Here is a 25,438-nt window from a genome sequence, read left to right as displayed (position 1 = left end):
ATTTCCTTAAAGACTTAATTGTTTATTGTTCTTATATTTATAAATTAATACAGTAAATATATATATAATTATTATTTATTCAATTTTGGAGACTATAGATAATTTATTTTTCCTATGAGCTTATTTAATTCTTTTTTTTGAGATTTAAGGGCAATTTATTCTTCCTAAAGCACTACAAACTAGTCAATAATGCTTACAGGTGCTGAAACTCAAGGGAGATTCTAGAGAATGAAATTAGCCTACTGGATGTACGCTGGTCCAGCGCATATTGGCACGTTGAGAGTGGCCAGTTCTTTCAAAAATGTTCACGGCATTATGCATGCTCCCTTGGGGGATGACTACTTCAACGTCATGCGCTCCATGCTAGAACGAGAGCGGAATTTCACTCCCGTGACGGCCAGCGTTGTCGATCGTCATGTATTGGCTCGTGGATCCCAAGAGAAGGTAGTCGATAACATTACTCGCAAGGATGAAGAGGAAAATCCAGATTTGATTGTCCTCACCCCTACCTGTACCTCCAGTATTTTGCAAGAAGACCTAGAGAACTTTGTAGAGCGGGCCTCCCTTAGCACTCAAGGGGATGTCCTACTGGCTGATGTGAATCACTATCGGGTCAACGAGCTACAGGCTGCAGACCGTACCCTTGACCAAATTGTTCAGTTTTATATCCAAAAAGCCCGTAAGAATGGCGATTTACTGGAAGAAAAAACCGCTAAGCCTTCCGTTAATATCATTGGGGTTTCAACCCTAGGGTTCCATAACCAGCATGACTGCACCGAACTAAAGCGGCTCATGGCTGACTTAGGCATTGAAGTCAACGAAGTCATTCCTGAAGGGGCTTCAGTCCATAACCTCAAGCGTCTCCCTCAAGCCTGGTTTAACCTGATTCCCTATCGTGAGATTGGCCATATGTCCGCTCACTATCTGGAGAAAGAGTTTGGCATGCCTTTCGTCGATATCACACCCATGGGTGTGGTGGAAACAGCTCGTTGCATTCGCAAAATTCAAGAAGTACTGAATGCGCAAGGAGCAGATGTTAATTACGAAGAGTACATCGAAAACCAGACATTACATGTTTCCCAGGCGGCTTGGTTCTCTCGCTCCATCGACTGCCAAAACCTCACCGGTAAAAAAGCAGTTGTCTATGGCGATAACACCCATGCTGCAGCCATGACCAAAATCTTGGCACGGGAAATGGGCATTCATGTGGTTTGGGCCGGTACATACTGCAAATATGATCAAGAATGGTTCCGCAAAGAAGTCAGCGAGTATTGTGACGAAGTACTGATCAATGAAGATCATGGTGCTATCGGCGATGCCATCGCCCGAGTCGAACCCTCTGCTATCTTCGGCACACAAATGGAGCGTCACGTGGGTAAGCGGCTCAATATTCCTTGTGGGGTGATTGCAGCTCCTATCCATATCCAAGATTTCCCCATCGGCTACAAGCCTTTCCTGGGCTATGAAGGGACCAATCAGGTTGCTGATTTGGTTTACAACTCCTTTACCCTCGGCATGGAAGACCACTTGTTAGAAATCTTCGGTGGCCATGACACCAAAGAAGTGATCACGAAGGGAATCTCAGCTGATTCTGATTTGGGTTGGAGTGCTGATGGGCAAGCCGAACTCAACAAAATTCCTGGTTTTGTTCGCGGCAAAGTGAAGCGGAATACCGAGAAATTTGCTCGTGAACGGAATATTACTGAGATAACTGCTGAAGTTCTGTATGCAGCCAAAGAAGCGGTTGGTGCTTAACCTCAATCCGTTGATTTAAGGAAAATATGTCAAGGTTGTTCAAGTTGAGTCGGCCTTGGCATATTTTTTTGAGAGATAGTATTGGCGTAAGTGCAATTTTCTGGGGTAAAGAGAATAGCCAGTCGCCATTGTTAGGGGGGATGGCAATAAAAAACCCCCGTTTCAAAAAACAAGGGCTTAGAGGTTTGGTTTGGCAATCTATATTGTAGTTATCAGATCGCAAGACTGCATTTACGCAGTTCAAAACACTTTTTTACAATACTGTTGTTGATGTCTAATTCTGATTGTATCGCTTGCAGTCAAAGGGTTAGCGTTTTAGTTCTCGATGGGAGCATCCTTGCTATCCATCAGGATTAAAGTATTTGTGATGATGGATAACATTGATAAAGCAGCAAATCCAGCAATAGGAATTAGCATTTAATCATATCCCCCGAATATCGATTTTTATATATTTCTATGATCCCCAAATTAATTGGGAGTGTTCAGGTCAGAAATACGGAACTTTGAAATCAAATATTTTTAGTCTTCCGTATAATTACGCATTTTTTCTCTGACGCAGATCAATAATTCTAGGTTTTGGGAATTTTTGGGTTGATTAATTATGGATTTTTATCACCATTTTGAGTATAAAAACTTTTTGAAGCGAGGGGTGATTACGGTCCTGGGAACGATATTTCTCCTAATTTGCCTGGGACTGCCTTATTCAGAAGCAGTCGCAGTTCCTAGCAAACTTATGGATGAATTTGATGCCTTACCTGGGGAAACGAGTGTTTTGGTGCTTAGGGATAATGAAGCAGTCGCCTCCCTAAATGCTGAGAAACCCCTTGCGATCGCATCTGCGTTCAAGCTCCAAGTCTTAGCCAAACTCCAGCAGCAAATTAACGCAGGACAACATTCCTGGGATGAGGTGATTCAACTAAAACCCGAATGGAAAAGTATTCCTAGCGGTATCCTCCAAGACTGGCCCGATCAGGCACCGCTAACTCTACAAACCTTGGCCAGCCTGATGATTTCCGTCAGTGACAATACAGCGGCGGATATTCTAATCCAGGTTGTGGGGCGAGACACCCTAGCCACAGCCTCTCCCCGGAACCAGCCCTTCTTGACAACCCAAGAAGTCTTCACTCTCAAAAGCCCTGAGAATCAAGACTTGCTAGAGACCTATCGACAAAGTACTGCTCCCAAAGATCTACTCCCAAGCATCCATAAGGCCCCACTTCCACCTGTTGAGCTAGTGGATAGTGAACCCCTGGCCCCAGACATTGAATGGTTTTTCACCACCCAAGAACTCTGCCAACTGATTGCCCAGGTTGCCGACTTACCGCTGATGCACATCAATACTGGCATTATCAATGCTGATAACTGGCAACAGGTGGCCTTTAAAGGAGGCGCAGAACCGGGCGTCTTGAATCTAACCACAGCCCTCAAAGATGACTTGGGCAATAATTACTGTGTCTCTGCTACCTGGAATGATCAACAACAGCTGGAAGAGTATCGCTTTTTCAATTTATTTAGCGATACCCTTCAAAGCTTGGAATAGTCGATGACCTAGGAATCAGAATTCTCAGACCATGCTTGGGCGATCAGACGATTGAGCATTTCCCAGGCATCTTCCTTCGATTGTCCTGTATTAGAACGATGGCGCTTCCAGAATTCCTGCCACCAAGTGGGGGGTTCCTGCTTAGAACCGTCATACTCTGTAGGCCGTCCCGTATCGCCCTCGACCACTAAACTGCCCACATAGTCAGCATCATCATAAACCCGAGCGATTTGTTGGTTAATGTGCTTCATGTCTGCCTGAGAGACGGCCCCATTGCTGGTGGCTTTATAGAATTGGACCGTCACCCGAACCGGGAAACGCGGATCACGCTCAATCGCCAAGTTGTCAATTTCGGTAAAGGGACCTTCCACTTCACCATGACCAATCACTGCAGCCTCAACATTACTGCGTTGGGCTTTTGCCGTGGGGGCACTCGCACCGACTGCGCTATCCTCCATCGCTTCAGGTGTAAACAATGGCATGGGTGGCCGTTTCTGTTTGAGAGGGACTTGAATGAGCAGCACCATATTTAAGCCTCGGTCCTCCACCTCCTTAGAGCTACTGGCCGATGAAGAAGAAGACTGACCACTACTGACAAAATCGCTGGCCCGCTGCCCTGTCAAACTGGCCCGCTCACCATTTTGATTAAAGAATAACCGTTGTCCCCAAGTCTGACCTGCAGAAAAGGCATCGCGCTTATTATCAATCACCGTCATGCTGGTCCCTTCTCGGGTCGCCAGAATCGTGAGGACCGCAGGGTTATCTGCATAGGACTGGTAATTGAATAGCACCGGGTTGAATTCAGCCTTACCGCCCTTGGGTATGGGTAGGAAGCTGGCTTGAGCACTGACCAGTGCATGGGTATCGCGAGGAGCTAAGAGTGACTTTTGGCGGCCTGTCCAAGAATTGGGCTGATGCAGATACCGTCTTGGATCTTTCAGAATATCTTTGAGGGCCACTTTTCGTAGTTTAGCCCCTTTCTCATTGCCAACCTTCAGGAAAAACCGATCGAGGCGAACATCAGCGGTTTTATCCGAAAAGTTGGGATGTCTAATCACAGGCATGAGATGCAGGCGATTGGACCGAGTCTTTGGATCGCGATGTTGGACTTGAATCGTCATATCGCTAATGTTGGGACCAAAGGAGGAGTTTTTGTAGCGTCCCGTATCTTCCCAAGTAACGTTGAGGATATTTAAGCCAAACCGTTTGGCCAACCGTTGAGCTTTGGGATTGGTGACCATTTGCACCGTTTGGTCAATCACCCGTTGATAGCCATTATCGAAGAATGGGCGGCGGCGGGGTTCAACGACATCGCTGTTCTCCACCGGCGCAGATTCTGATTTGGGGGCAATGGGATTAAACGATTCTTCCTCGGCAATCAAGGTTGGCTTTGTCGCTAGGGCTGAAGACGTCAGCACCATAGATACCGCTAGGGTACTGAAGAGGGTTTGAATGACGGGCAATCGTTTAAACATATGAAAATCTCGACAACAAGGATGGCTTAGATGGATCTCCCGAATAGTGGATGAGTTCCAAGTAGAGCTGTTCATTCCGACTCTAGCCCAACTGCCCTTAGGTTTGACAGGGGTTGCAAATTTGGTAACAGCCTTTTTCTATTGTTCCGAAATATCAAAAATCGTAAGTTTTGGGACAAAAATAATGGCGAAGGCTGGCCGTGAATTAGAGTGATTTCAAGAACGATGAATGTGTCTAGAAATAGATATTGTGCAAAGCATTCATGTGTTTGATTGAAGTGAAGGAGTGCCACTTTATGATTCAGTTCAAGAAACCTAAATTTTGGCAATGGGGCGTTGCAATAGGCAGTTTGCTATGGGCCACTTCGGGATGCACGAGTCCTTTAATCAATGCCTCACCTCAAAATAAACCGATCAAAGTTGCCCAACTGTCTCGCCAACAAATTACCGACAAAGGTGACATTCGGATCGTTTATGTACAGCCGAGGGATGCGAACTTCAATGTTATCTATGCAGCTCTCCAAGATTCCCTGGAATTTTCTGTGCCCCAGGAATCAGATGGATTGATTGCCCAGCTCAATACCAAGTTTGCCTTACCCAGAGACATCACAGTTAGCTTTCAAGAATGTGGTGAAGCGAATGCGTTTTATGATCCTGAGCAAGTCAAAATCGAAATGTGTTACGAGCTGCTCAAGCAATATACCGACATTTTGGGTGAAGATAATCAGTCTTCTGAAGCCTATGCAGATGAGGTGATCTACTCCGCTCTGTTCACGTTTTTTCACGAACTGGGTCATGCCTTTGTGGACCAATACCAACTTCCCATTACCGGGCTAGAAGAGAATGTAGTGGATGAGTTTGCTGCGATGATGTTGTTAGAGCTGCAAGACGATGATGCAGTCATCGCTGGCATCGATCAGTTTGATGTGGATGCGGAAGAAGAAGAGCAGCTTCAAGAGCTGCCGTTTTGGACATCCCATGGTTTAGGGGCACAGCGTTTTTATACCGTTTCTTGCATTATTTATGGCAGTAATCCTGAGAAGTTTGCGAATTTTGTCACTAGCGGCGATCTCCCTCAGGAGCGGGCTGACTTATGTCCCATAGACTATCAGCGTCGTGAACGAAGCTGGAAATTTCTTCTGGCTCCTTACCGGAAGTGAACCTCACCTTGAACGAACGAATTTATCGCTACCATTTACTACCAGACGATTGAGCCATAGGTGCTTGGTTTAGAGATCCAAATGCCCATTACATCAAGGCTAGCCACTAGTTCAACGCTAGAGTAGACGTTATGGCAGACTCTATAAAAACCACTGGCTTCCTCGGCCGATCAATATCTGCATAAAGAGCTTTTTACATGTGTGGTGATAGTTTTGCTTTGCTAATCTTGGTGGGTGGTCTTTTGATGATCTCAAGTCTTCATCTCTGGCAAAAGTAGCTCACTCAGGTGTATCAACGATTGAGATTGATCTACCCATCTGTTTCCCTTTGAATCATGAATACTAACGACTATTTCCCTCAAAAAGTCGCTAAAAATTATGATGAAGACGTCGAGGCTTCCAACGCTGAATTAGTGAAACCTGTCGTTGATTTTCTGGCAAAACTTGCTGGATCTGGTAGGGCACTCGAATTTGGCGTTGGCACAGGTCGAATTGCTATACCACTGGAACAGTCAGGTGTTGAAGTTCATGGCATCGATCTCTCTGAAGCAATGCTCACTAAACTTACTGAAAAAACAGATCGCATTCCTGTGACTCAAGGTGACTTTGCGACTACATCTTGCAATGGAACGTTCTCCCTGGTCTATCTGGTTTTCAATACCATCATGAACCTGACAACCCAGGATGAACAAGTTAGATGTTTCCAAAACGCAGCCATACATCTCGAACCTGGCGGCAGTTTTGTGATTGAGGTTATGGTGCCTGCGCTTCAGTGCATCCCCTTTGGTGAAACCAAACATGTTTTTGAGTTTGGAGCGGATCATTGGGGCGTAGATGACTATGATGTCGTATCTCAATCCCTCAAGTCGCACCACATGCGAGTTCGAGATCGAGATACAGAACTGTCCTCAACGCCTTTTCGCTATGTTTGGCCATCAGAGCTGGATCTGATGGCGAGGCTGGCCCACTTAAAGTTAAAAGCAAGATGGGGCGGTTGGAACAATGAGCCTTTTACGAACACCAGTCGCTATCACGTATCCGTGTGGGAAAAGTCTCGCGATAGGAATTAGACATCGAGTTCAATCCAATGGCCCCAGCACCAGATATATCAACGCATTCATTTGTTAATGATATTCCCAACAGATCAGTGGTCATATCGCAACAACACTGATCTGAACACTAGGTTCATGATATAAATGCGAGGGCTGGTTCGCAGATGGTGTGTTACATCGAGCCCAGCCAGAAGCTTAGTGCAAACGTGGATTACCATGGCAGACTCCTTGAAACCGACTCCTTTACTAGAGCAACATCAGCAGCTCAATGCTCGGATGATGGGCTTTGGGGGTTGGAATATGCCTGTTCAATATGAAGGCATCACCGTTGAGCATCAAAGCGTCCGTCAAAAAGTGGGCATGTTTGATATCTCTCATATGGGTAAGTTCTTGCTCAAGGGAGATAACTTACGGCAGAAACTGCAGCCCTTAGTCCCCTCTGATCTCAGTCAGCTTGAACCGGGGCAAGCAAAGTACTCTGTCTTTTTGAATGAGCAAGCTGGGATTATTGATGATCTAATCTTTTACTTTGAGGGGATCTCAGACTCAGGAGCAGAAATTGGCAAGCTGATTGTCAATGCCTCGACTACGGCTAAGGACAAAGCCTGGTTATTAGAGAATGTTTCCGCTGAAGCGATTGGGTTTGAGGATGTTTCCGACTCCCATGTGCTAATTGCCGTGCAAGGACCCGATGCGATCTCAACTCTGCAGCGCTTTACCCCCACCGATCTCTCGGCCATTCGCAACTATCGCCATCAGTCTGGCACCATCCTGGAGCAACCCGCCTGGTTTGCCCGCACTGGGTACACTGGCGAAGACGGGTTTGAAGTCATGGTCGATCCAGAGACGGGTAAGAAACTCTGGCAGACCCTTTTGGAGGCTGGTGTTGCTCCCTGCGGTTTGGGAGCCCGCGATACCTTAAGACTAGAAGCCGCCATGGCTCTGTATGGTCAAGATATAAATGACACTACAACCCCCTACGAAGCTGGGTTGGGATGGTTGGTTAATCTAGATCAAGGTGAGTTTATTGGCCAAGACACCCTCAAGAAGCAGCAAGCAGAGGGACCGCCCCGTAAGTTAGTGGCTTTGGAAATGCAGGGGCGTCATATTGCTCGTCATGATTATCCCGTTTGGGTCAATGACCAAGAAGTGGGCATTGTCACCAGCGGCAGTTTTTCACCCACTTTGGGTAAATCGATTGCCCTCGCCTATGTCCCAACGGCTTATGCCAAATCCGGTACGGAAGTAGCGGTATTAATCCGCAAGAAGCCCCAACTGGCAACGGTTGTTAAAAAGCCCTTTTATCGACGACCTAAAGCGTGAGATTTAAGGCAAAATATGGTTTGGATGATTCTCCTGAAATCCTACTCAACTTCCTTATTGACTGAGGCACCCCATTATGAGTTTTGAATATCCCGACAATTTGAAATATATGGACTCCCATGAATATGTTCGTTTGGAGGGAGATGTTGCCACGGTTGGTATCACCGCATTTGCCATCGATCAGTTAGGGGATATTGTCTTTATTGAATTGCCAGAAGTGGGTGATGAATTATCCCAAGGGGAGACGATGGGAAATATCGAATCCGTCAAAGCCGTAGAAGATATTTATGCTCCGATTAATGGAACAGTATTGGAGTGCAATACCGCCATTGCCGATGCCCCTGAACAACTCGCAGAAGATCCCTACAATAACGGCTGGCTACTCAAGATTAAGGTGAGTGGGCCTGCCGCTTTAGACAAGGCCATGTCGGCGTCAGACTACCAGGCTAAGGTCGAAGGCTAACCCCGAATTATCTCATAAATCCCTGAGAAAACTTTACAATTTTTTACATCCAAAAAAGCTTATAAGGTTCAACAAATCGTTTGTCAAGCTATTTTCGCTTATCAAAACTTAAGATAAAGTTGAATTCTAATTTGTCTCCAGTTATACTCATTAAGCTTTTGTAACTTTGACTACACTGCGGTATAGCTTAAGGAGGTCTTGGGTTTGGCAAGAAGACGGAAACGCAAAAGTCGTCGTCGACAGGAAGGACGTCGAATTTTGGAAAATGTTCCTCAGTTCAGTATCGAGAGTGGTGAGGATAAGCCAGTAACGGCAGCCCGGAAGTATATTAAAACGGAAGGGGTTATTCCACCCGCTTTACTTCTCGTCAAACGCAACGAACACACGACTGATCGGTATTTTTGGGCCGAAAAAGGTTTGTTCGGTGCTCAATATGTCGAAGAGAATCATTTTCTATTCCCTAGCTTAAGGGTAGAAACGGAAGAATTGTCTCTTGCAAGGTGATAGTTCAAGCTCCTAATTTTTAATAAGGGTGAAGGTTAGCCTTCACCCTTTATTTTTGACTATTTGAGACCCTCATTAATGCAGGGACTCTCTGCAGGCAGTTAGAGATGGATATCGTTCAGGCGTAAATGTCTCTACTGCAATCGCTACAATATAGATCAGCACACCAAGGTTTAGTCATGTCACAAACGTTAGAACTTAATCCCGAAAACGTCGAAACAGTATTAGATGAGTTGCGCCCCTACCTAATGGCAGACGGTGGCAATGTTGAGTTGGTTGAAGTCGAAGGTCCTGTAGTGAAGCTACGTCTGCAAGGAGCCTGTGGATCTTGCCCCAGTTCTGCCATGACGTTAAAGATGGGGATTGAGCGTAAATTAAGAGACACCATTCCTGAAATTGCTGAGGTTGAGCAAGTCTTTTAAATCACCGCAAATTTGAAACGACCCGGGGCCTGTTACATTAACAGGCCCTTTTTGATGATTAAGAGGCTGGGCCAACGGCTTCAATGGCAGCTTCTAGTGCGATCGCAACATGAGTCCAGTGGGTTCCTCCCTGACAGAAGACAATATAAGGCTCTCGCAACGGCCCATCAGCAGAGAGTTCTGAGGTACTGCCATCTATAAAAGTCCCTCCTGCCATGACTAAATTACTTTCATAGCCCGGCATCGGGGCAGGCATCGGATCCAGATAAGACCCCACAGGTGAATATTGTTGAAAGGCCCGACAAAAGGCCACCAACTTTTCTTCAGATCCGAGCTTGACCGCCTGAATCACATCCCGACGCGGTGCTTCAGGCAAGGGATTGACGGGATAGCCTAGCTTCTGAAACACATGAGCTACTAGATGATTGCCCTTCATGGCTTCCCCCACCATTTGGGGGGCTAAAAATAAGCCTTGAAACATCAACCGGGTTTGATCCAAAGTCGCTCCTCCTGCTGAACCAATTCCCGGTGAGGTGAGTCGACAGGCTGCGGCTTCCACTAGATCACGACGTCCAGCAATGTACCCTCCGGCGGTAACAATGGTACCGCCAGGGTTTTTGATTAGGGAACCGGCAATCAAATCGGCCCCAACAGATGGAGGTTCGCGGTCTTCAATAAATTCCCCGTAGCAATTATCGACAAAGCAAATGGTATTGGGGTTTTGGGCTTTTATCCGGTCCACAATTTTGCCAATTTCTTCAATACTCAGGCTGGGCCGCCAGCTATAGCCACAAGATCGCTGAATCAAGACGAGACGGGTTTGGGGTTGAATGCTAGTTTCTAGAGCCTGCCAATCGATGGTTCCGGCAGGGGTTAACTCCAGTTGCCGATACGCTACCCCAAAATCTTTAAGGGATCCTTGGCCTTTGCCTCGAATGCCAATCACTTCTTCTAAGGTGTCGTAGGGTGCCCCGGCTACGGATAGCATTTGGTCTCCGGGACGCAATACGCCAAATAGAGCCGCTGCGATCGCATGGGTGCCGGATACAAATTGGACCCGCACCAGAGCCGCTTCTGCGCCCATAACGTCGGCAAACACCTGATCTAGGACTTGCCGCCCTAAATCGTCATGACCGTAACCCGATACACTAGCAAAATGATGGGGACCTAAGCGGTAATTATGAAAAGATTTTAATATTTGTGTTAAGTTTTTCTTGACTTGAGTGTCAATCTTAGAAAAGATGAGAGACATTGCCTGTTCGGCTGCCTCTAGCTGTGTAAGGGGTTTCATAGAGCAACTTTTTCTTTACAACGTACAGCCACTAAAGGTTTGATTTTTTATCGTTGTGGACGTACAGAGCTTAGGCGGAGATTAGGCAAGTATAAGAATCCTGGATAAGGTTTACCCTTGTTTTCTTGTCGAAACATTCATTTATAAAGAGACTAAATGACTATCGCAACACCGCCATCACAGCTTAAGCGTGATTGGACCTTTATTGTGGTCCTAATTGCTATCCATATTGGAGCATTGTTTGCCTTCGTACCCAGCAACTTTAGCTGGGCAGCCGTGGGCTTTGCCGTCTTTTTTCACTGGGTTACCGGTGGACTTGGTATCACCCTGGGTTGGCATCGGATGCTCACCCACCGCAGTTTCAAAACCCCCAAGTGGTTGGAGTATTTTCTCGTCTTTTGCGGATCCTTAGCCTGTGAGGGCGGCGTGATTTGGTGGGTTGGCTTGCATCGCAATCACCATATGCATTCTGATACGGATCTGGATCAGCATAATTCCCGTAATGGCTTCTGGTGGAGTCATATGGGCTGGATGATTCATGAAATCCCAGCGGAAGCAGACATTGACAAACTGACGAAAGATATCAATACCGATCCCTTTTATCGGTTTTTGGATGACTACTTCTTCCCCATGCAAATTGTGTTTGGGGTATTGCTGTACTTCATTGGCGGCTGGCCTCTAGTGGTTTGGGGTATTTTTGTCCGCTTGGTGTTGGTGTATCACTGCACTTGGTTTGTAAATAGCGCCACCCATAAGTTTGGCTATAAAACCTATGAGTCTGATGATCAATCCACCAACTGCTGGTGGGTTGCCCTACTCACCTATGGTGAAGGCTGGCATAATAATCACCATGCTTTTCCTCAATCGGCTCGCCATGGCTTGCAATGGTGGGAAATTGACACCACTTGGATGATGGTGCAGTTACTCCAATCTCTGGGCTTAGCAGATAAAGTCCGCCTGCCGAATGCTCAACAGCTAGCATCCAATGATGGTACCTAGCCCCCATCACCTCCCATAATTTTTTTAATGAAACCCTGCCTGCTGGTGGGGTTTCATGGCTTGAGGGACAGGAAGCAACACGATAAGCTGAAAACAGACGTTTGTTAGGGGTCGGGAAGCATGAAAGCTCAAGTCTTTCGCGGGGTTAATCAACTCAGCTACGAAGAGATACCAAAGCCTGAAGTGGGTGCAGATGAGGTGCTCGTCCAAGTCAAAGTAGTCGGTCTTTGTCAATCCGACATTAAAAAAATCCGCTATCCCCTCTACGAGCCACCCCGGATATTTGGCCACGAAACGGCAGGCGAGATTGCCGCTGTGGGTTCTGAGGTTAAAGGCTGGCAGGTGGGGCAACGGGTGGTTGTGCTGCACCATATTCCCTGTATGCACTGCGACTACTGTCTGAATGATAACTTCTCCATGTGTGAGGTGTATAAAAACATCACCACCACGGCAGGATTTAGCCCGAGCGGCGGCGGCTTTGCCGAATATGTAAAGGTTCCGGGCCATATCGTTACCCGAGGCGGATTAATTGCTATTCCCGAAGATATTTCTTTTGAGCAAGCGAGCTTTGTTGAACCCACCAACTGCTGTTTGAAGGCCGTCACCAAAGCCGATATCAAACCGGGACAAACGGTCCTGATCACGGGGGCTGGCCCCATTGGCCTGATGTTCGTGATGCTCGTCAACTATGTGGGCGGTCGTGCCATCGCCACGGATCTCTTACCCACGCGAATTGAAAAAGCGAAGCAGGTGGGAGCGACGGCGGCCTTTGACGCTCGCGATCCCGATCTAGCCTCCAAAATTCAAGATTTGACCAATGGTATGGGGGTGGATGTCAGCTTACTAGCCGTGCCCAGCGATAAAGCCTTTTTCCAAGCCCTCGACTGTACCCGCAAAGGCGGTAAGATTCTGTTCTTTGCTGAGTTCCCCGATGAAGTCGAAATTCCTATTAATCCCAATGTCTTGTATCGTCGCGAAATCGATTTGATTGGCAGCTATAGCTCTTCTTTTCGATTACAGAAACAGTCGGCGGACATTATTTTCAACAAGCGAATTGATGTCGATGCCTTAGTCAGCGATCGCTATCCGCTTCAAGACTTAGCGAATGCGGTCGAGCAGGCGGTTTCTCCCGGACCTGAGACCTACAAGATTTTAATTTATCCCTAAGAAGCATTTAATTGGAGCAAAGGGACCACCAAGCGATACGATCAGGATTGCTGAATCACGTTGCTCCCTTCTATGCCTGCTGTTCATATTATTGGTCTTGGTCGCTCCGGTATCGCGGCTGCTCGTCTGCTGCGCCGTGAGGGGTGGCAAGTTTCGGTGGGTGATGCAGGTCATTCAGAAGGGTTAGTGGCGACGCAGAAAACCTTGGCGGCAGAAGGCATCCCCGTCCATTTAAATCTGAAATTTTCCCTCTCAGCCTTGGCTGAACTCAGTCTGGACCGTCCTGATCGGATTGTGGTCAGTCCTGGAGTGCCGTGGCAGTTGCCTGCATTAGAAGAGGCACGATCTCAAGGCATTGAGACCTTTGGTGAACTTGAACTGGCCTGGCGATCCCTCAAGCAATATCCTTGGGTCGGGATTACGGGCACTAACGGCAAAACCACCACGACTGCCATTGTCGAAGCCATCTTTAAGGCGGCAGGGTTACGGGCACCCGCCTGCGGCAATATTGGCTATAGCGCCTGTGAATTGGCCTTAGCAGGAGATCCTCTGGATTGGGTGATTGCGGAGGTGAGCAGCTACCAAATTGAATCCTCCCCCACCCTAGCCCCTACCATTGGCGTCTGGACGACCTTCTCTCCCGACCACTTGGAGCGTCATGGCACTGTTGAGTGCTATCGCGAAATTAAGGCCCTACTTCTCAATCAGTCCAAACAGAAGATTCTCAATGGTGATGATCAGGGCTTGATCAAAGGATTGCCTTGGCGATGGGCTGATGCCTATTGGACGAGTAGCCATGGCCCCAGCTTGCCGGATGCCTGTAATGGTCAACGCTGTCCAGTGCCCAATATTTTTATTGAAGAGGGATGGGTGAAGGTGGAAGGAGAACCCATTGTGCAGGTATCCTCCATGCGGATGTTGGGGGTTCATAACCAGCAGAATCTTTTACTGGCAGTGGCTGTGGCTCATTTGGCGGGGATTGGGAAGGATGCGATCGCAACTGCCGTATCCACGTTCCCCGGTGTGGCCCATCGCCTGGAACATATCTGCACCTGGCAGGGCGTAGATTTTATTAATGACAGCAAGGCCACGAACTATGAAGCAGCCCAAACGGGATTAGCTGCAGTCAATAGTCCTGCCATTCTGATTGCAGGTGGGGAAGCCAAAGTGGGTGACGATCAGGCATGGCTGCAAACCATTCAGGCTCAAGCAGCCAAGGTGCTGTTGATTGGTAGTGCTGCCGGTGCCTTTAGCCAGCGCCTTAAGGCGATTGGGTATGACGATTACGAAATCGTGGACACAATGAACAAAGCGGTGACTAGAGCCGCTGAATTGGCCCCTTCTCTGCAAGCTAAAAGTGTGCTCTTATCACCTGCCTGTGCTAGCTTTGACCAATATCAAAACTTTGAGAGACGAGGCGATCATTTTCGGCAACTATGCCAGGATCTCTCGCAATAATTTCTGAAGGCAAAACGAGCTACCAAACTATTTCGTGTTGAGAATCAACTTTGTAACTGTGGGTATCCGACGATAACTTGCGATCAGTTTTCTATGAACAGGAACAATGGGCTTTCTCGGATGCTCTTAACGCGGACTGCTGATCTGCTTGAAACGATGCAAAGTGAGCGTGGCACCTTCAATCACATGGCAGCACGTTATGCAGGCAACGCATCTCGAATCCTCCAAATGGATGATTTAGCTGAGCGATTCTTACAGATTGGAGTAGAACACCACGCAAATACGAAGATTCCACGTATTGGTTATGTTCCAGTTGCCGCTAAACAGCTTGATGATCTGAAAAAGATTGACCAGAAACATCCCATTTTCTCAGATGATTACATAATCTCGGTTATCAACGCATCGGAGAAACATCTGTTGCCCTGCCTTTCTGGGAACTACCCAACAGCGTTTTCTCACGCTACAAATCAACTACAAATTGAAGAAATCATTCTTATGCAAGCGATTTGCGGTGACACACACCTTGCACTTCAATCTATTTCACGTCTTTCTAATACTCAAAGCCAAGCCAATGTGAACTTTGTAGTTGCAATTGAACTCTTTCGCCATGGAAAACTCGACCAGGCACACGAGATTTATAATTCTCTGAGTGAAGATACTCTAGATATCTGGCGAGCATCGCAAATGGCCCTTGGTATTGCCAACCGGGTGCCTTGGGCAGCGTACCCCTTTCATGACTTTTAGCTATCGGCAGATAACGATGCGATGATCTACAGTCTTAGATCAGTCAGCATCGAAATTGATAAATACATCATGGATCGTGAGTTACTGTTTGATTGCTCTAGAAATCTAAAAAATCCTGAGCAATGGCGAGCTACTTTGGCAACATTGAGACAAGAGCTTTCTGAATTTCTGGAATGCCCACTAGTTACCACAAGTAGCTTCATAGAAAATCAACATCTAGATTGCGCATCTTATGAAGTTTCCCTAGATGTCATTGCTCAAGTGAATAATTCTACTAATTTGCAATATGGAGGAGTTATCTGTTTGTTGATTAATTATGACGAGGCTGTCTACATAGATGCATTTTTTCTGCCATTTGTTCACCAAAGGAGAATTTTCTCATATGAGAATAAATTAGATGTGCTTAGTGTAAATTACGCTATTGATGATGGTTGGAATAATCCAAGATGGGATATTGATGCGTATGGGGAGTGGGAATCCTATTTAAATATGGATAGATGGCTCTAATGATTCATGGCCTAGCTAGCTTTATGATTGCTGCGCTTAGGAATTCATGGTTTAGCCATTGACCTGAAAATTGATAAATACGCCAGAATATCCTTTTTATCCCTCTCGTACCGATGAGTAACCTTTATGTGTAAGGAGTTGTGACATGGCAATGTTCGTACACCTTGCCCCTGAGAAGGACATCGCATCGATTAAGCGGACCGGCATCAAACCGTGTCGAAATACGGATGAGTATCCCGGCGGTGTCTTTGCTATGCCCATGACACCAGAGTTTTACATTTCCCATCAATGGCTACGTGAGCTAAAACGGTGCGGGCAGCGCACAATTTCAGGTGTTTACTTTCGGATTCCTGATGATGAATTAGTGCTCGTTGGTCACTACAATCAGCGCCATATTGAAGTGGCTGCTGATTCAGCAATCGACATCATCATGCACGCAGAGAATTCGGAAGGATATCAGGTTTATATCCCTCGCAAAATTGAAAAGAACGAGATTCATCGGGTAAAGTCACTGCCGCAAGTTGTGGGTTGGCGGTATCAGCCAGATTCTCACAAGCAATGGTACTGCGGTTGTCTTGTGTGTGTGCCAGTGGGCTCAATCAAAGGAAAACGGAAGCGTGATGCGTGGGAATTATCCCAATCCTGATCTCAAAACAGTTGGATTACCAGACGTTACACTCGACTGCCAACTCGTTTTTCCTAATGGTACGAACATGCGACGGTAGTTGATATTGAAACATTAGACAGCAAGGTCAAGCATCATCACAAGATGGAACTTCCCGATCTAATTCGCCTCAATCAACTCGTTCGCGGGACGATCGACTTTGTCGGTTTTGAACGTTGGTTTAAAGAAGTTTCAGCTAGCGAACAACGCACCCTCATCCACACACTTTCAGAACTCGCTCACCAAGCTGGTATCGATGATGACGTATTCATGACCGCCGTTACCCATGCCGAATTGTCGGACGATGATCCAACGGTCAAACACATCCAATCAATGCGACGGGATGACGGAATGACAGCCTTTCGAATCTATCAATGGATTGAGTCCATTTCGGAAACAGAGTTGCACCAGCATTTACGATTCTTTGTGTCGCTCTTTGGAACTGCGGAAGGTCGCATCTTCAGCGACGAACGAGAAGAAAGTTGTAATCATTGGTGGCATCGAGACTTGCTTGACGATCGTGTTGTTCAAGATCTTTTAAGTGATCCTCAGTTCTACAGGACCTCTATGAAGGACGATGCCCGAATCAAAAATTCTGACTAACAACCCCTTAAACCGAAACTATGGAACGTGAAGGTTTTGAAATTTACCTTATTCGCCGAGTTCCGTTCACTTGGAAAGAAGGCATCAAAACAACCAAGAAAAAAATTTTTTCTATGAAAATTGCATCTATGGCCAATGTTGAAGTTCCGGCAATTCTTGCATTAGAGTCTATGGGATTCACCCTTGCTTCGCAAATCGTGAACGCCAATCAAGAGATGGTCTGGACAGCCTCTGGCAGAGGTAACGACTATGTTGCAGAGGATCCGCTTTCACTACTTGGCCTTGTCAAACTTCATGAGGTTAGAGGTGACAATTGGAAGGCATCCGACGATGAAATCGATAAGTACCTTCCCATGCTAGAGGGAGATGTCTAAAAAATTACGCTACAGTCCATGGCTGTAAGACTTGTGGTTGTTGTTCATCGTGGTTCAGTGAGTCGGGACGTTAGACGAATTCTATGATTAAACCTGTGCACATTCGATCCGCAATTCTCCACGATGCCGAGCAATTACTGGCAATACGTTGGAATGCCATCATGAGTCTTGCCGATGATTTTGGGTATGCCGCAACGCATCGATGGGCAAAATCTGCGAAACCTGATCGCGCCACACGAGCGATTACCCAAAATAGTGTTTGGGTGGTAGAGGTAGCGTCGAGTGTTATGGGTTGGGTCGAGGTAAAAGAAGACAAGATTATGGGTCTCTACGTGGACTCCTCGGTTTTTGGCTCAGGTATAGGCTCGTCTCTCATGGCGTTTGCAGAGACCGAGATTCAAAGAACGGGAAGATCTTCAGCACATCTCGACGCTAGTCCGAATGCCGTGTCCTTCTATTCCAGGTTGGGGTACGTAGTTTTAGGAAATCCCAATCCAGACAGCTCCATTCCAATGGTGAAACAATTTGGCAATGATGCCTAACCTGGATTATTCACGAGGTATTTGAGTGCCATAGAGAAAAGAGCTTGAACCATAGTAGACTCAAGCTCTCCAAGAAATTTGTAGCTTTATTGTGCCATGACACCGTGTGACAGTGATGTAACCCTCGACTTTTATCAAGACCATCCGTTATGTGTTCAATTTTCAGACCTTGACTTGAGTTCAGATGTTGGCATTCTACTCGCTGCTCAAGCCGAGTCACGAATCCACATTTGCCAAGATATCGCAGACTGTATTGAAGAATGGCGAGATCCTGACAAACTCACCCATTCCCTACCTCAGTTAGTGGCTCAACGGGTATACCAACTCATCGGAGGCTACGAGGATGCCAATGATAGCGATAGTTTACGGCATGACCCCATCTTCAAAATCGCCTGCGAGTACTTGCCTATTCCAGAGTCCAACGTATTGGCGAGTCAACTGACTATCAGTCGTCTAGAGAATCAGGTCACAACTGACCAGACTGCAGCAATGCGTCGTCAATTTATTGACCGGTTCATTGCCAGCTATCCTCACCCGCCATCGACTATCGTTTTAGACATTGATGGTTGGGATGACCCGACTCATGGTGACCAGGAAGGGAGTGCGTTTCATGGCTACTATGGTCAGCATATGTATTTCCCCGTGTTAATCAATGAAGCTCAGAGTGGGTTTCCCTTGGTATGCCAACTGCGTCGAGGCAACTCTCATCCTGGTAAAGCAGTGGCCGGGATTCTGCGTTGGCTGTTTTGGCGTCTCAAACGAGCCTGGCCTGGTGTGACCATTGTTCTACGGGCTGATGCTGGATTCTCACTGCCTGAAATTCTGAGGGTCTGTGAGCGTTCTGGCATTCACTATGCCATTGGCTTTAGCTCGAATGCTGTGCTGAAGCGGAAAATCTCTAATGTACTAGAGCAGGCCCGACTCCAGTATTGTCGAACCCAACAAAAGGCTCGATTGTTTGATGATGTCTACTACGCAGCTGCCACCTGGGACTATCCTCGACGTCTGGTGATGAAGGCTGAATATCTTCCCAAAGGGGCCAATCCTCGGTTTGTCCTGACCGATATGATGCTCAGTCCACAGCAGCTCTACGATACGTTTTATGTTCAGCGTGGTGGGGATAGTGAGCATCCCATTAAAGAACTCAAACGAGGCATTCAAGCAGACCGACTCAGTTGTCACCGGTTTACGGCGAATCAATTTCGTCTGCTGTTAGCGCAGGCAGCGTATTTGCTAATGATTACGTTACGATAGGCTGCCCAGGGAACGGAGTTAGCGACGGCTCAAGTGGAACGCCTACGATGTGCCCTGATTAAAGGGGCTGCTCGGGTCAGAGTGTCTGTTCGACGGGTCCTTGTAGAGCTTGCAACATTTTGTCCCTTTGAAAAAGAGATTCGCTTAATTGCTCAACGTTTATGTGACCCAATGCCACTCACTTTAGACTCGCATCCCATAGGGGCATGAATAATCCAGGCTAAAAATGGCCTCAATTCTCTTGACTATTGCCTGCCAAATCGTCGGCCATGAGTCAGGCTCAATTGTGTTGCTCAATTACCAAGGGTAAAGAGATTGAAATATTTATGACGAAGCTATGACCCTTGCTTAGCCGATGTTTTTGAGGTTTTACCTTAAGGATGGGTAGTTTAATTGCCCATCAGCATATGGCTTAGTCAGTGAGACATTATGGTTTATCAACTGTGGGTTAGTTATTCCCCTCTCTTGCATCCTCTATTTGTGGGAATTGGCTTTTGTTTAGCTTGGGGGATTATAGGGCTAATACTTTGGAATATTGGATCTGCGATCGCATACAGTATCCGAGTCTCAAATCGGATGCATCAAATCCCTTGTAGTAACTGCCAATATTTCACAAACGATTATCATCTTAAATGCTCGGTCCATCCTGATATTGCTTTATCAGAGAAGGCGATTGATTGTAGAGACTTTGCAGCACCGCCTACTTTGACATTAGACATCCAAGATATATAGGTACATGGCAAATATGGATGGCAATATAATCGTTTCTTGGCCACACGAGTCTGCTCCAAACTGGACTCAGGATGTTTGGATTCAGCTCAAGTCTGCTATCCCTATCCTTAAACAATATGGCTTCTCACATACTGCCGTGACCTCAGGCACTTTTCTGCTGTGGCAAGGGAACCAACAGAGCGCTGAAGCCCTTGCCGAGGTACTGCAGCACTCCCATCCTCTTCTTAATGTTGAATTTGAGCTTGAATAGCCATTGAGCTTCTCAATATCTCAGATCAAATAGTTTACAGAATGGTGTTGTCACTTTCAGGCCAGCGCAGAAGAGCCTAAATCGGGGGGCACATCCTGCCAGCGACCAGGACCAACGGCCCGGAGCGCTTCAGACAACGCGATATCTTCTGTATATAAAGCCTTGCCTACAATGGCGCCCGTCACCCCGATAGCTTCCAATGCCAGCAAGTTTAGTAGATCTGTAATTGAGCTGACGCCACCGGAAGCAATCACCGGAATCGTAATCGCCTCAGCCATTTCTCGTAGCATCGGAATATTAGGACCTTGCAATGTACCATCCCGCTGAATATCCGTGTAAATAATCGCCGCTGCACCCGCCGTCACCATGCGTTTGGCTAAGTCTACCGCCAGAATCTCAGAGGTTTCTAACCAGCCTCGGGTGGCTACTCTGCCTTCCCTTGCATCAATCCCCACCACAATCTGATCGGGAAATTCCTGGCATAGTTCCTGCACCAGATCGGGGTTTTCGATGGCTACCGTACCTAAAATACCTCTTCTTACACCTAAATTTAGAAGTTGGGTAACGCGGTTGCGATCTCGCAAGCCACCCCCCACTTGCACCGGAATCTCTAAAGCCTCCACCACCGCAGCAATGGTGTCTAAATTCACGGGCTGGCCTGTTTTAGCACCATCTAAATCCACCAAATGCAGCCATTGGGCACCCTGAGCCTCCCATGCCTTGGCAACTTCAACAGGGTTTTCAGAAAAAACCTGGGATTGGTCATAGTCCCCTTGATATAGACGAACGCATCGTCCCTCTAACAAGTCAATAGCAGGGATAACATCCATAAACCGTTTACCTTTCAGTTGCCAAATTTTCGTGAATCACTCTGTATCGGTCCAGGCCCCATGCCATTTCAAATCCTGAACGGCTGGCTTCAGCTGGGCCTCGGATATAGTGCTACAAAGCCGATGAACCGATTTCGTTCCTTTCTATTGAAGCAGGTTTGAGAGCGTTTTCGCCTACTCCATACAAGATCAACGCCCAGCCAAAATCCTATTCCATTCCCGATGGGTTCGACCTAAAACTATAGATCTCTTAGACTTCAGGAACTCCAGGATCACATTTTGGTCATGGTAATTGGGTATTCTTAAGATTGGAAAGGTATAGAGCCTAGCGTTATGAGTTCAACAACATCACAGACCAGCAATTGGTGGAATTATGTATTAGGAAGTTGTGCGGTTGTGCTGTTGAGCGCATTACCTTCTGGGGCTGCAGAACAGGTGGTCTTCAAATATGGTCCCATCGCTCGCTCGGTTCCGGTTAGTTCTCTACGTCAATTGGCGGATACAGGTCGTGCCCCTGCTGATCTAAAAGTGTATTTAGAGTTAGCGGAACAAGAGCCAGAAAAAGTGAGCGACATTCTCACTCGCCCCTTTGCCGTCAGTTCTACTCAGCTCGATCAGTTACTTAATACCCCCTTCGGCGATGCCATGCTCGATGAAGCCGGGGAAATCATGTCCCCCCCTTCTAAACGAGCTAGTCGTCAGGCCATTCGCTCTGCCCTGGTTTTAGACGCTAGCCGAGATGGCAAAATTACCATCCTAGATACCCTTGAAAGCTATCCCACCAGCACCGTGGAAGTAGATGGTGAGCGGTTGTTGGAAGCCTATCAAAAATATGGCCCTATCATTGCCAAGGGCAAGCAATTTGCCCCGGCCATCGGAGCCGCTAGCCCCTTGCTAAAAGAAGCCGCTCCTCTCTTAGAAGATGCAGGTCCCCTCTTAAAAGAAGCGGGTCCGATCTTAAGACAAGCTCAACCCTATATTCAGCAATCTGGAATCCTCGATATTCTCTCAGATACCATTCGCTCTTTCATGGAATAGAACCGACTATAGGAAAGCACTCCATAATTAGTTTTTCTAAACGGTAATGATTGGATTGTGCATCAACAAAGTGTGGGATAGGAAGCTAAGTCTTGCCATCTCCAAGGACGCTCCGTCAATCCAGCTCGTTGGGCAGCCGTGTTCTTGAATCGAGAGTGGCACCAAATCCAGTTGAAATAGCTCAGCACCAATCTTAAAGTCATCGCACTCTGTTGCCAGACTTTGCCAAATTTATTCTGTCGTCGATGCCAACGCCCGGTCTGCTGACGCACGATGCCATTGGTCCGCTCTAAGCGTTGGGTCAGGGCTTTACTCACTTCATGGACGACCTCATCGGGTAATTGTCGTGCGTACCCTTCCCAACCATCCGTTTGCCAATGATGACAGGCGGTTTTGCCCTCAGTATTTTCAATCAATTCTTGAGCTAGCTCGTCGGTATGTTTGCCAATACGGCCACTGAGCACGAGACCACTCTCTTTCGCAAGACTCAATGCTATCCAGCAGTCGCCTACCCTCAACTCCTTCGGCTCACAGTGCTTTTGCTTTTTTTGACAAAGGACCACAACTCATCTGCATTAATGACGTCGGTCGCAACGGCCTGAACTTCCCCATTGTGAATCATTTGGGATTTATGACTCGCTGAACGAACCACACTCACACAAGTGTTATACGCTACACCCGTGATGCGAGAGAGTCCTCGTAGACTACTCCCTTCAACATGAGCTTGAAGGATGGTCTGGATCGTTTCAGGAGAGATCTGACGGCGATAACACAGGGTGTCAAAGGTCTCACTAAAGGTCTGTTGACAGTGGGGGCAACGGTAACGTTGACTGCCTTTGCTGGTCTTGCCATGTTTGTGGGTTTTAGGATGACCACATAGAGGACATTGCATGAGGAAATAAAACAACTCGACTCCCTATCGGTTTAACAAACCCACACTTCTTTGATGCACGACCAATGATTGGCATTTGTGGTCCTCATGCTTGTTTTGGCTTGGCTGGAGGCCTGCGGGAGTAGGGACTCTACCCAACACCTGCACCGAAATATGTCAGAATGTGAACAACGATCTGCCGAGTGAGCGACATCATTGCTAGCAGTACACCTATTGATTGATCGTGTTCGATTTTTAGGTGTGCACTCAACCTTGGTTTGCCCTCATAAAATTTACTAACTCTTTCTAAGGGTCTATTCAGATCTGCTGTCTATAATCTGTTTGACAAGAGCGAGGGATATGCATGGTGCTTTCTAAAGGGTTCGAGGTAGAACTGTATACTGGGAAACCCTCAGGTGAGATTGTTGGCCTGTCCGACCGAATTGTTGCCGATTTAGATGGGTTTGTTCGAGAACCTGACAGTCGTAATGTCGAATATACGACTGCCCCAGCCCATCATTATGATCCTCTGCTTTGTGATCTGCTCAAACCTCGTCTCCAGCTTCGCGAATATGTGCGAACCCTGGGAGACTACACCCTGATTCCAGGCAGTACCCTGGCCCTGTCAGATCATCAGCATTTTTATCGGTCTGATCCCAAGAATCCATACCATTCCTATATTGAGCAGACCTACGGTACGAGTGTTGTGACGGCCAGTATTCATATCAATATTGGTATTCCTGACATTGAGCAGCTCTTCCAGGCATGTCGCCTAGTTCGGATGGAAGCCCCACTATTTTTGGCCTTAAGTGCCTCTTCTCCCTTTTTAGGGGAGCAGGTGACGGGCCATCATTCGTCTCGTTGGGCAGTCTTCCCCAAAACCCCAGCCCAGGTGCCCCTGTTTACCAGTCATCAGCATTTTATTGATTGGACCGAGTCACAGCTCTTACAGGGCACGATGCAAAATGTGCGCCACTTGTGGAGTTCGGTTCGCCCCAACGGCAATCGTCGTCCCTATGATTTGAATCGCTTGGAGTTGAGAATTTGCGATCTCGTCACTCATCCCATCCATTTATTAGCGATTACGGCGTTGCTAGAAGCCCGAATCCTCCAGCTGCTCGATGATCCCCAGCTTGATCCTTTGGTGGGTAGCAACTTCAAGACTGATTCTGAACACCTGGTTGCTCTAGCAGATGCCAATGAGATCGCTGCTGCTACCCATAGTTTGGATGCGGAATTGACCCATTGGCAAGATGGCCGCAAAATTCTGGCCCGAGACTGGATTGAAGAGCTGTATACCGAAGTATGGCCGACGGCGAAACAATCAGGATTTAGCTGTTTTCTGTCGCCAATTCACCAGATTTTGGACCAAGGGAATGAGGCTCAACAGTGGTTGAGACAACATCAACAGGGGCAGTCGATTCGGTCTGTGATGCAGGATGCGATCGCAAACATGGCCCAAACAGAGATTGATCTGCGCAACAAATTATGTGAGCCTGTAGCGGTATAAAAAGTCCACCAGCCAACGTCTAAGCCATGCTCCGGGTTGTCCTTGTTTATCCTGAGATCCCTCCCAACACAGGTAATATTGCTCGGACCTGTGCGGCAACGCAAACCGAGCTGCATTTGGTTGAGCCTTTAGGGTTTGAAATATCCAATCGGTATTTAAAGCGGGCAGGACTAGACTACTGGCCCTTTGTAAAACTCCAAACCCATGCTTCTTGGGCTGCCTTTGAGCAGGTGCGTCAGCAACAAGGTGGACGTTCCGTTAGCTTCAGCAAATCTGGAACCCATAGCTACTTGCAATTCCAATTCTGCGAGGATGATTGGCTGATCTTTGGGAGTGAATCCAGTGGTTTACCCCCAGATATTCTGCAAGATAGCTCTGCGGTGCTTCGTATCCCGATGGCCCATGAGCAGGTTAGAAGTTTGAACCTGTCTGTCAGTGCTGCTGTTGGACTATTTGAAGCTCGTAGACAGCTTGCATTAATGACTTAACCCTCAGGCTTGAAATGAGGTGAATCTGCACAGTACCGCCCCTAATTTTGGCAGATTCAAATAGATAGATTAGGATAGATGGAATATTTTTCTCCATAGACAAATAAGTATTTTTAATGCATCAGTTTAGTTTAAATAAATATCTATATCTAGACTTCAAACTCCACTGATTTCCGGCAGTCTGCTGGCGCTTCTATGTGTTTTTACGGAGGCATAACCTATCCCTAGATGGTTTTATTTAAGAATTCAGTAGGATCACGCAGGATATACGAGTAAGCTCCTGGGCAGATTAATGAAAGCCACTCCATCCAGAGCTATACCGCTGCTCTGATTCACTTCGTCATTGTGAATCATGTGAGAGGCTTCTTCAGAACACTCTGGGTAAAGGTATTTGTGAATACTGTTTGCTATCCGTGACCAGG

Annotated in this window: 24 protein-coding genes and 1 pseudogene; 21 read left to right on the top strand and 4 right to left on the bottom strand. The window is 47.0% G+C overall.

What is annotated here, in order from left to right:
• Nucleotides 1–228: 228 nt before the first annotated feature.
• Both bchB and AM1_RS06860 read left to right on the top strand, forming a co-directional pair.
• Nucleotides 229–1,755 carry a ferredoxin:protochlorophyllide reductase (ATP-dependent) subunit B gene (gene bchB, locus AM1_RS06865; RefSeq protein ID WP_012162088.1) on the top strand — a complete coding sequence of 509 codons (1,527 nt, stop codon included), beginning with the start codon at nucleotides 229–231 and terminating at the stop codon, nucleotides 1,753–1,755.
• 601 nt (nucleotides 1,756–2,356) lie between these two features.
• Nucleotides 2,357–3,295: a serine hydrolase gene (locus tag AM1_RS06860; protein ID WP_012162086.1), complete on the top strand. Its 939-nt coding sequence runs from the start codon at nucleotides 2,357–2,359 to the stop codon at nucleotides 3,293–3,295.
• Nucleotides 3,296–3,303: 8 nt separating this feature from the next.
• Here the strand turns inward: AM1_RS06860 and AM1_RS06855 are convergent, their stop codons facing one another.
• Entirely contained in the window at nucleotides 3,304–4,770 is a 1,467-nt protein-coding gene (locus AM1_RS06855) for a hypothetical protein (RefSeq protein WP_012162085.1), read from the bottom strand.
• A gap of 296 nt (nucleotides 4,771–5,066) precedes the next feature.
• Between AM1_RS06855 and AM1_RS06850 the strand changes: the two genes are divergently transcribed.
• The 6 genes from AM1_RS06850 (at nucleotide 5,067) to AM1_RS06825 (ending at nucleotide 9,694) form a co-directional block, all read left to right on the top strand.
• Complete coding sequence (locus tag AM1_RS06850) at nucleotides 5,067–5,930, top strand: DUF4344 domain-containing metallopeptidase (protein WP_012162083.1); 864 nt, start codon at nucleotides 5,067–5,069, stop codon at nucleotides 5,928–5,930.
• 335 nt (nucleotides 5,931–6,265) lie between these two features.
• Nucleotides 6,266–7,000, top strand: coding sequence for a class I SAM-dependent DNA methyltransferase (locus AM1_RS06845; RefSeq protein ID WP_012162082.1), 735 nt, complete (start codon nucleotides 6,266–6,268; stop codon nucleotides 6,998–7,000).
• Between the two features lie 198 nt (nucleotides 7,001–7,198).
• Nucleotides 7,199–8,305, top strand: coding sequence for a glycine cleavage system aminomethyltransferase GcvT (gene gcvT / locus AM1_RS06840; RefSeq protein ID WP_049783693.1), 1,107 nt, complete (start codon nucleotides 7,199–7,201; stop codon nucleotides 8,303–8,305).
• Between the two features lie 76 nt (nucleotides 8,306–8,381).
• Nucleotides 8,382–8,768, top strand: a complete 387-nt coding sequence (gene gcvH, locus AM1_RS06835; protein WP_012162080.1) for a glycine cleavage system protein GcvH — start codon at nucleotides 8,382–8,384, stop codon at nucleotides 8,766–8,768.
• Between the two features lie 204 nt (nucleotides 8,769–8,972).
• Nucleotides 8,973–9,272, top strand: coding sequence for a DUF3155 domain-containing protein (locus tag AM1_RS06830; RefSeq protein ID WP_012162079.1), 300 nt, complete (start codon nucleotides 8,973–8,975; stop codon nucleotides 9,270–9,272).
• 179 nt (nucleotides 9,273–9,451) lie between these two features.
• On the top strand, nucleotides 9,452–9,694 hold the full coding sequence (locus tag AM1_RS06825) for a NifU family protein (RefSeq protein ID WP_010479941.1): 243 nt from the start codon (nucleotides 9,452–9,454) through the stop codon (nucleotides 9,692–9,694).
• Nucleotides 9,695–9,752: 58 nt separating this feature from the next.
• On the opposite strand, the gene AM1_RS06820 is transcribed toward AM1_RS06825, so the two are convergent.
• Nucleotides 9,753–10,985 (bottom strand): methionine gamma-lyase family protein, encoded by a 1,233-nt coding sequence (locus AM1_RS06820; RefSeq protein WP_012162078.1) that lies wholly within the window; start codon nucleotides 10,983–10,985, stop codon nucleotides 9,753–9,755.
• Between the two features lie 156 nt (nucleotides 10,986–11,141).
• On the opposite strand from AM1_RS06820, the gene AM1_RS06815 reads away from it, so the two are divergent.
• The 10 genes and pseudogenes from AM1_RS06815 (at nucleotide 11,142) to AM1_RS06770 (ending at nucleotide 19,507) form a co-directional block, all read left to right on the top strand.
• Entirely contained in the window at nucleotides 11,142–11,984 is an 843-nt protein-coding gene (locus tag AM1_RS06815) for an acyl-CoA desaturase (protein WP_012162077.1), read from the top strand.
• A 120-nt stretch (nucleotides 11,985–12,104) separates the two neighbouring features.
• Nucleotides 12,105–13,151 (top strand): zinc-dependent dehydrogenase, encoded by a 1,047-nt coding sequence (locus AM1_RS06810; protein ID WP_012162076.1) that lies wholly within the window; start codon nucleotides 12,105–12,107, stop codon nucleotides 13,149–13,151.
• Between the two features lie 72 nt (nucleotides 13,152–13,223).
• On the top strand, nucleotides 13,224–14,609 hold the full coding sequence (murD, locus tag AM1_RS06805) for a UDP-N-acetylmuramoyl-L-alanine--D-glutamate ligase (protein WP_012162075.1): 1,386 nt from the start codon (nucleotides 13,224–13,226) through the stop codon (nucleotides 14,607–14,609).
• Nucleotides 14,610–14,765: 156 nt separating this feature from the next.
• The gene (locus tag AM1_RS06800; protein ID WP_187152924.1) at nucleotides 14,766–15,353 is read left to right on the top strand and encodes a hypothetical protein; all 588 of its coding nucleotides are present in this window, start codon (nucleotides 14,766–14,768) and stop codon (nucleotides 15,351–15,353) included.
• Nucleotides 15,354–15,422: 69 nt separating this feature from the next.
• Nucleotides 15,423–15,860 carry a hypothetical protein gene (locus AM1_RS06795; RefSeq protein ID WP_148215687.1) on the top strand — a complete coding sequence of 146 codons (438 nt, stop codon included), beginning with the start codon at nucleotides 15,423–15,425 and terminating at the stop codon, nucleotides 15,858–15,860.
• A gap of 145 nt (nucleotides 15,861–16,005) precedes the next feature.
• A complete protein-coding gene (locus AM1_RS06790; RefSeq protein ID WP_012162072.1) occupies nucleotides 16,006–16,506 on the top strand; it encodes a hypothetical protein in 501 nt (166 codons plus the stop codon).
• A gap of 123 nt (nucleotides 16,507–16,629) precedes the next feature.
• Nucleotides 16,630–17,127, top strand: a complete 498-nt coding sequence (locus AM1_RS06785; protein ID WP_012162071.1) for a DUF5958 family protein — start codon at nucleotides 16,630–16,632, stop codon at nucleotides 17,125–17,127.
• A gap of 20 nt (nucleotides 17,128–17,147) precedes the next feature.
• The gene (locus AM1_RS06780) at nucleotides 17,148–17,501 is read left to right on the top strand and encodes a hypothetical protein (RefSeq protein ID WP_238549183.1); all 354 of its coding nucleotides are present in this window, start codon (nucleotides 17,148–17,150) and stop codon (nucleotides 17,499–17,501) included.
• Between the two features lie 83 nt (nucleotides 17,502–17,584).
• Complete coding sequence (locus tag AM1_RS06775; RefSeq protein ID WP_041659296.1) at nucleotides 17,585–18,043, top strand: GNAT family N-acetyltransferase; 459 nt, start codon at nucleotides 17,585–17,587, stop codon at nucleotides 18,041–18,043.
• Between the two features lie 96 nt (nucleotides 18,044–18,139).
• Nucleotides 18,140–19,507, top strand: a pseudogene (locus AM1_RS06770) (IS1380 family transposase).
• Nucleotides 19,508–20,335: 828 nt separating this feature from the next.
• On the opposite strand, the gene hisA reads toward AM1_RS06770, so the two are convergent.
• Entirely contained in the window at nucleotides 20,336–21,109 is a 774-nt protein-coding gene (gene hisA, locus AM1_RS06760) for a 1-(5-phosphoribosyl)-5-[(5-phosphoribosylamino)methylideneamino]imidazole-4-carboxamide isomerase (protein ID WP_012162064.1), read from the bottom strand.
• Between the two features lie 333 nt (nucleotides 21,110–21,442).
• Here hisA and AM1_RS06755 point away from each other — a divergent pair, with 333 nt between their 5' ends.
• The gene (locus AM1_RS06755) at nucleotides 21,443–22,147 is read left to right on the top strand and encodes an alpha/beta hydrolase (RefSeq protein WP_012162063.1); all 705 of its coding nucleotides are present in this window, start codon (nucleotides 21,443–21,445) and stop codon (nucleotides 22,145–22,147) included.
• A 62-nt stretch (nucleotides 22,148–22,209) separates the two neighbouring features.
• Here the strand turns inward: AM1_RS06755 and AM1_RS39685 are convergent.
• Nucleotides 22,210–23,054, bottom strand: a protein-coding gene (locus AM1_RS39685) for an IS1-like element ISAcma3 family transposase (RefSeq protein ID WP_076611323.1) whose coding sequence is annotated in 2 segments (ribosomal slippage) — nucleotides 22,210–22,695 and nucleotides 22,698–23,054 — 843 coding nt in all. Because the reading frame shifts where the segments join, the coding sequence is not laid out codon by codon here.
• A 328-nt stretch (nucleotides 23,055–23,382) separates the two neighbouring features.
• On the opposite strand from AM1_RS39685, the gene gshA reads away from it, so the two are divergent.
• Both gshA and AM1_RS06735 read left to right on the top strand, forming a co-directional pair.
• Complete coding sequence (gene gshA / locus AM1_RS06740) at nucleotides 23,383–24,528, top strand: glutamate--cysteine ligase (RefSeq protein WP_012162061.1); 1,146 nt, start codon at nucleotides 23,383–23,385, stop codon at nucleotides 24,526–24,528.
• A 26-nt stretch (nucleotides 24,529–24,554) separates the two neighbouring features.
• Nucleotides 24,555–25,016 (top strand): tRNA (cytidine(34)-2'-O)-methyltransferase, encoded by a 462-nt coding sequence (locus AM1_RS06735; RefSeq protein WP_012162060.1) that lies wholly within the window; start codon nucleotides 24,555–24,557, stop codon nucleotides 25,014–25,016.
• Nucleotides 25,017–25,438: the final 422 nt, after the last annotated feature.

Origin of the sequence: Acaryochloris marina MBIC11017, from assembly GCF_000018105.1 — a bacterium.
In the GTDB taxonomy this organism is placed as follows: Bacteria; Cyanobacteriota; Cyanobacteriia; order Thermosynechococcales; family Thermosynechococcaceae; genus Acaryochloris; species Acaryochloris marina.
This window is presented reverse-complemented; position numbering and strand designations above follow the sequence as displayed.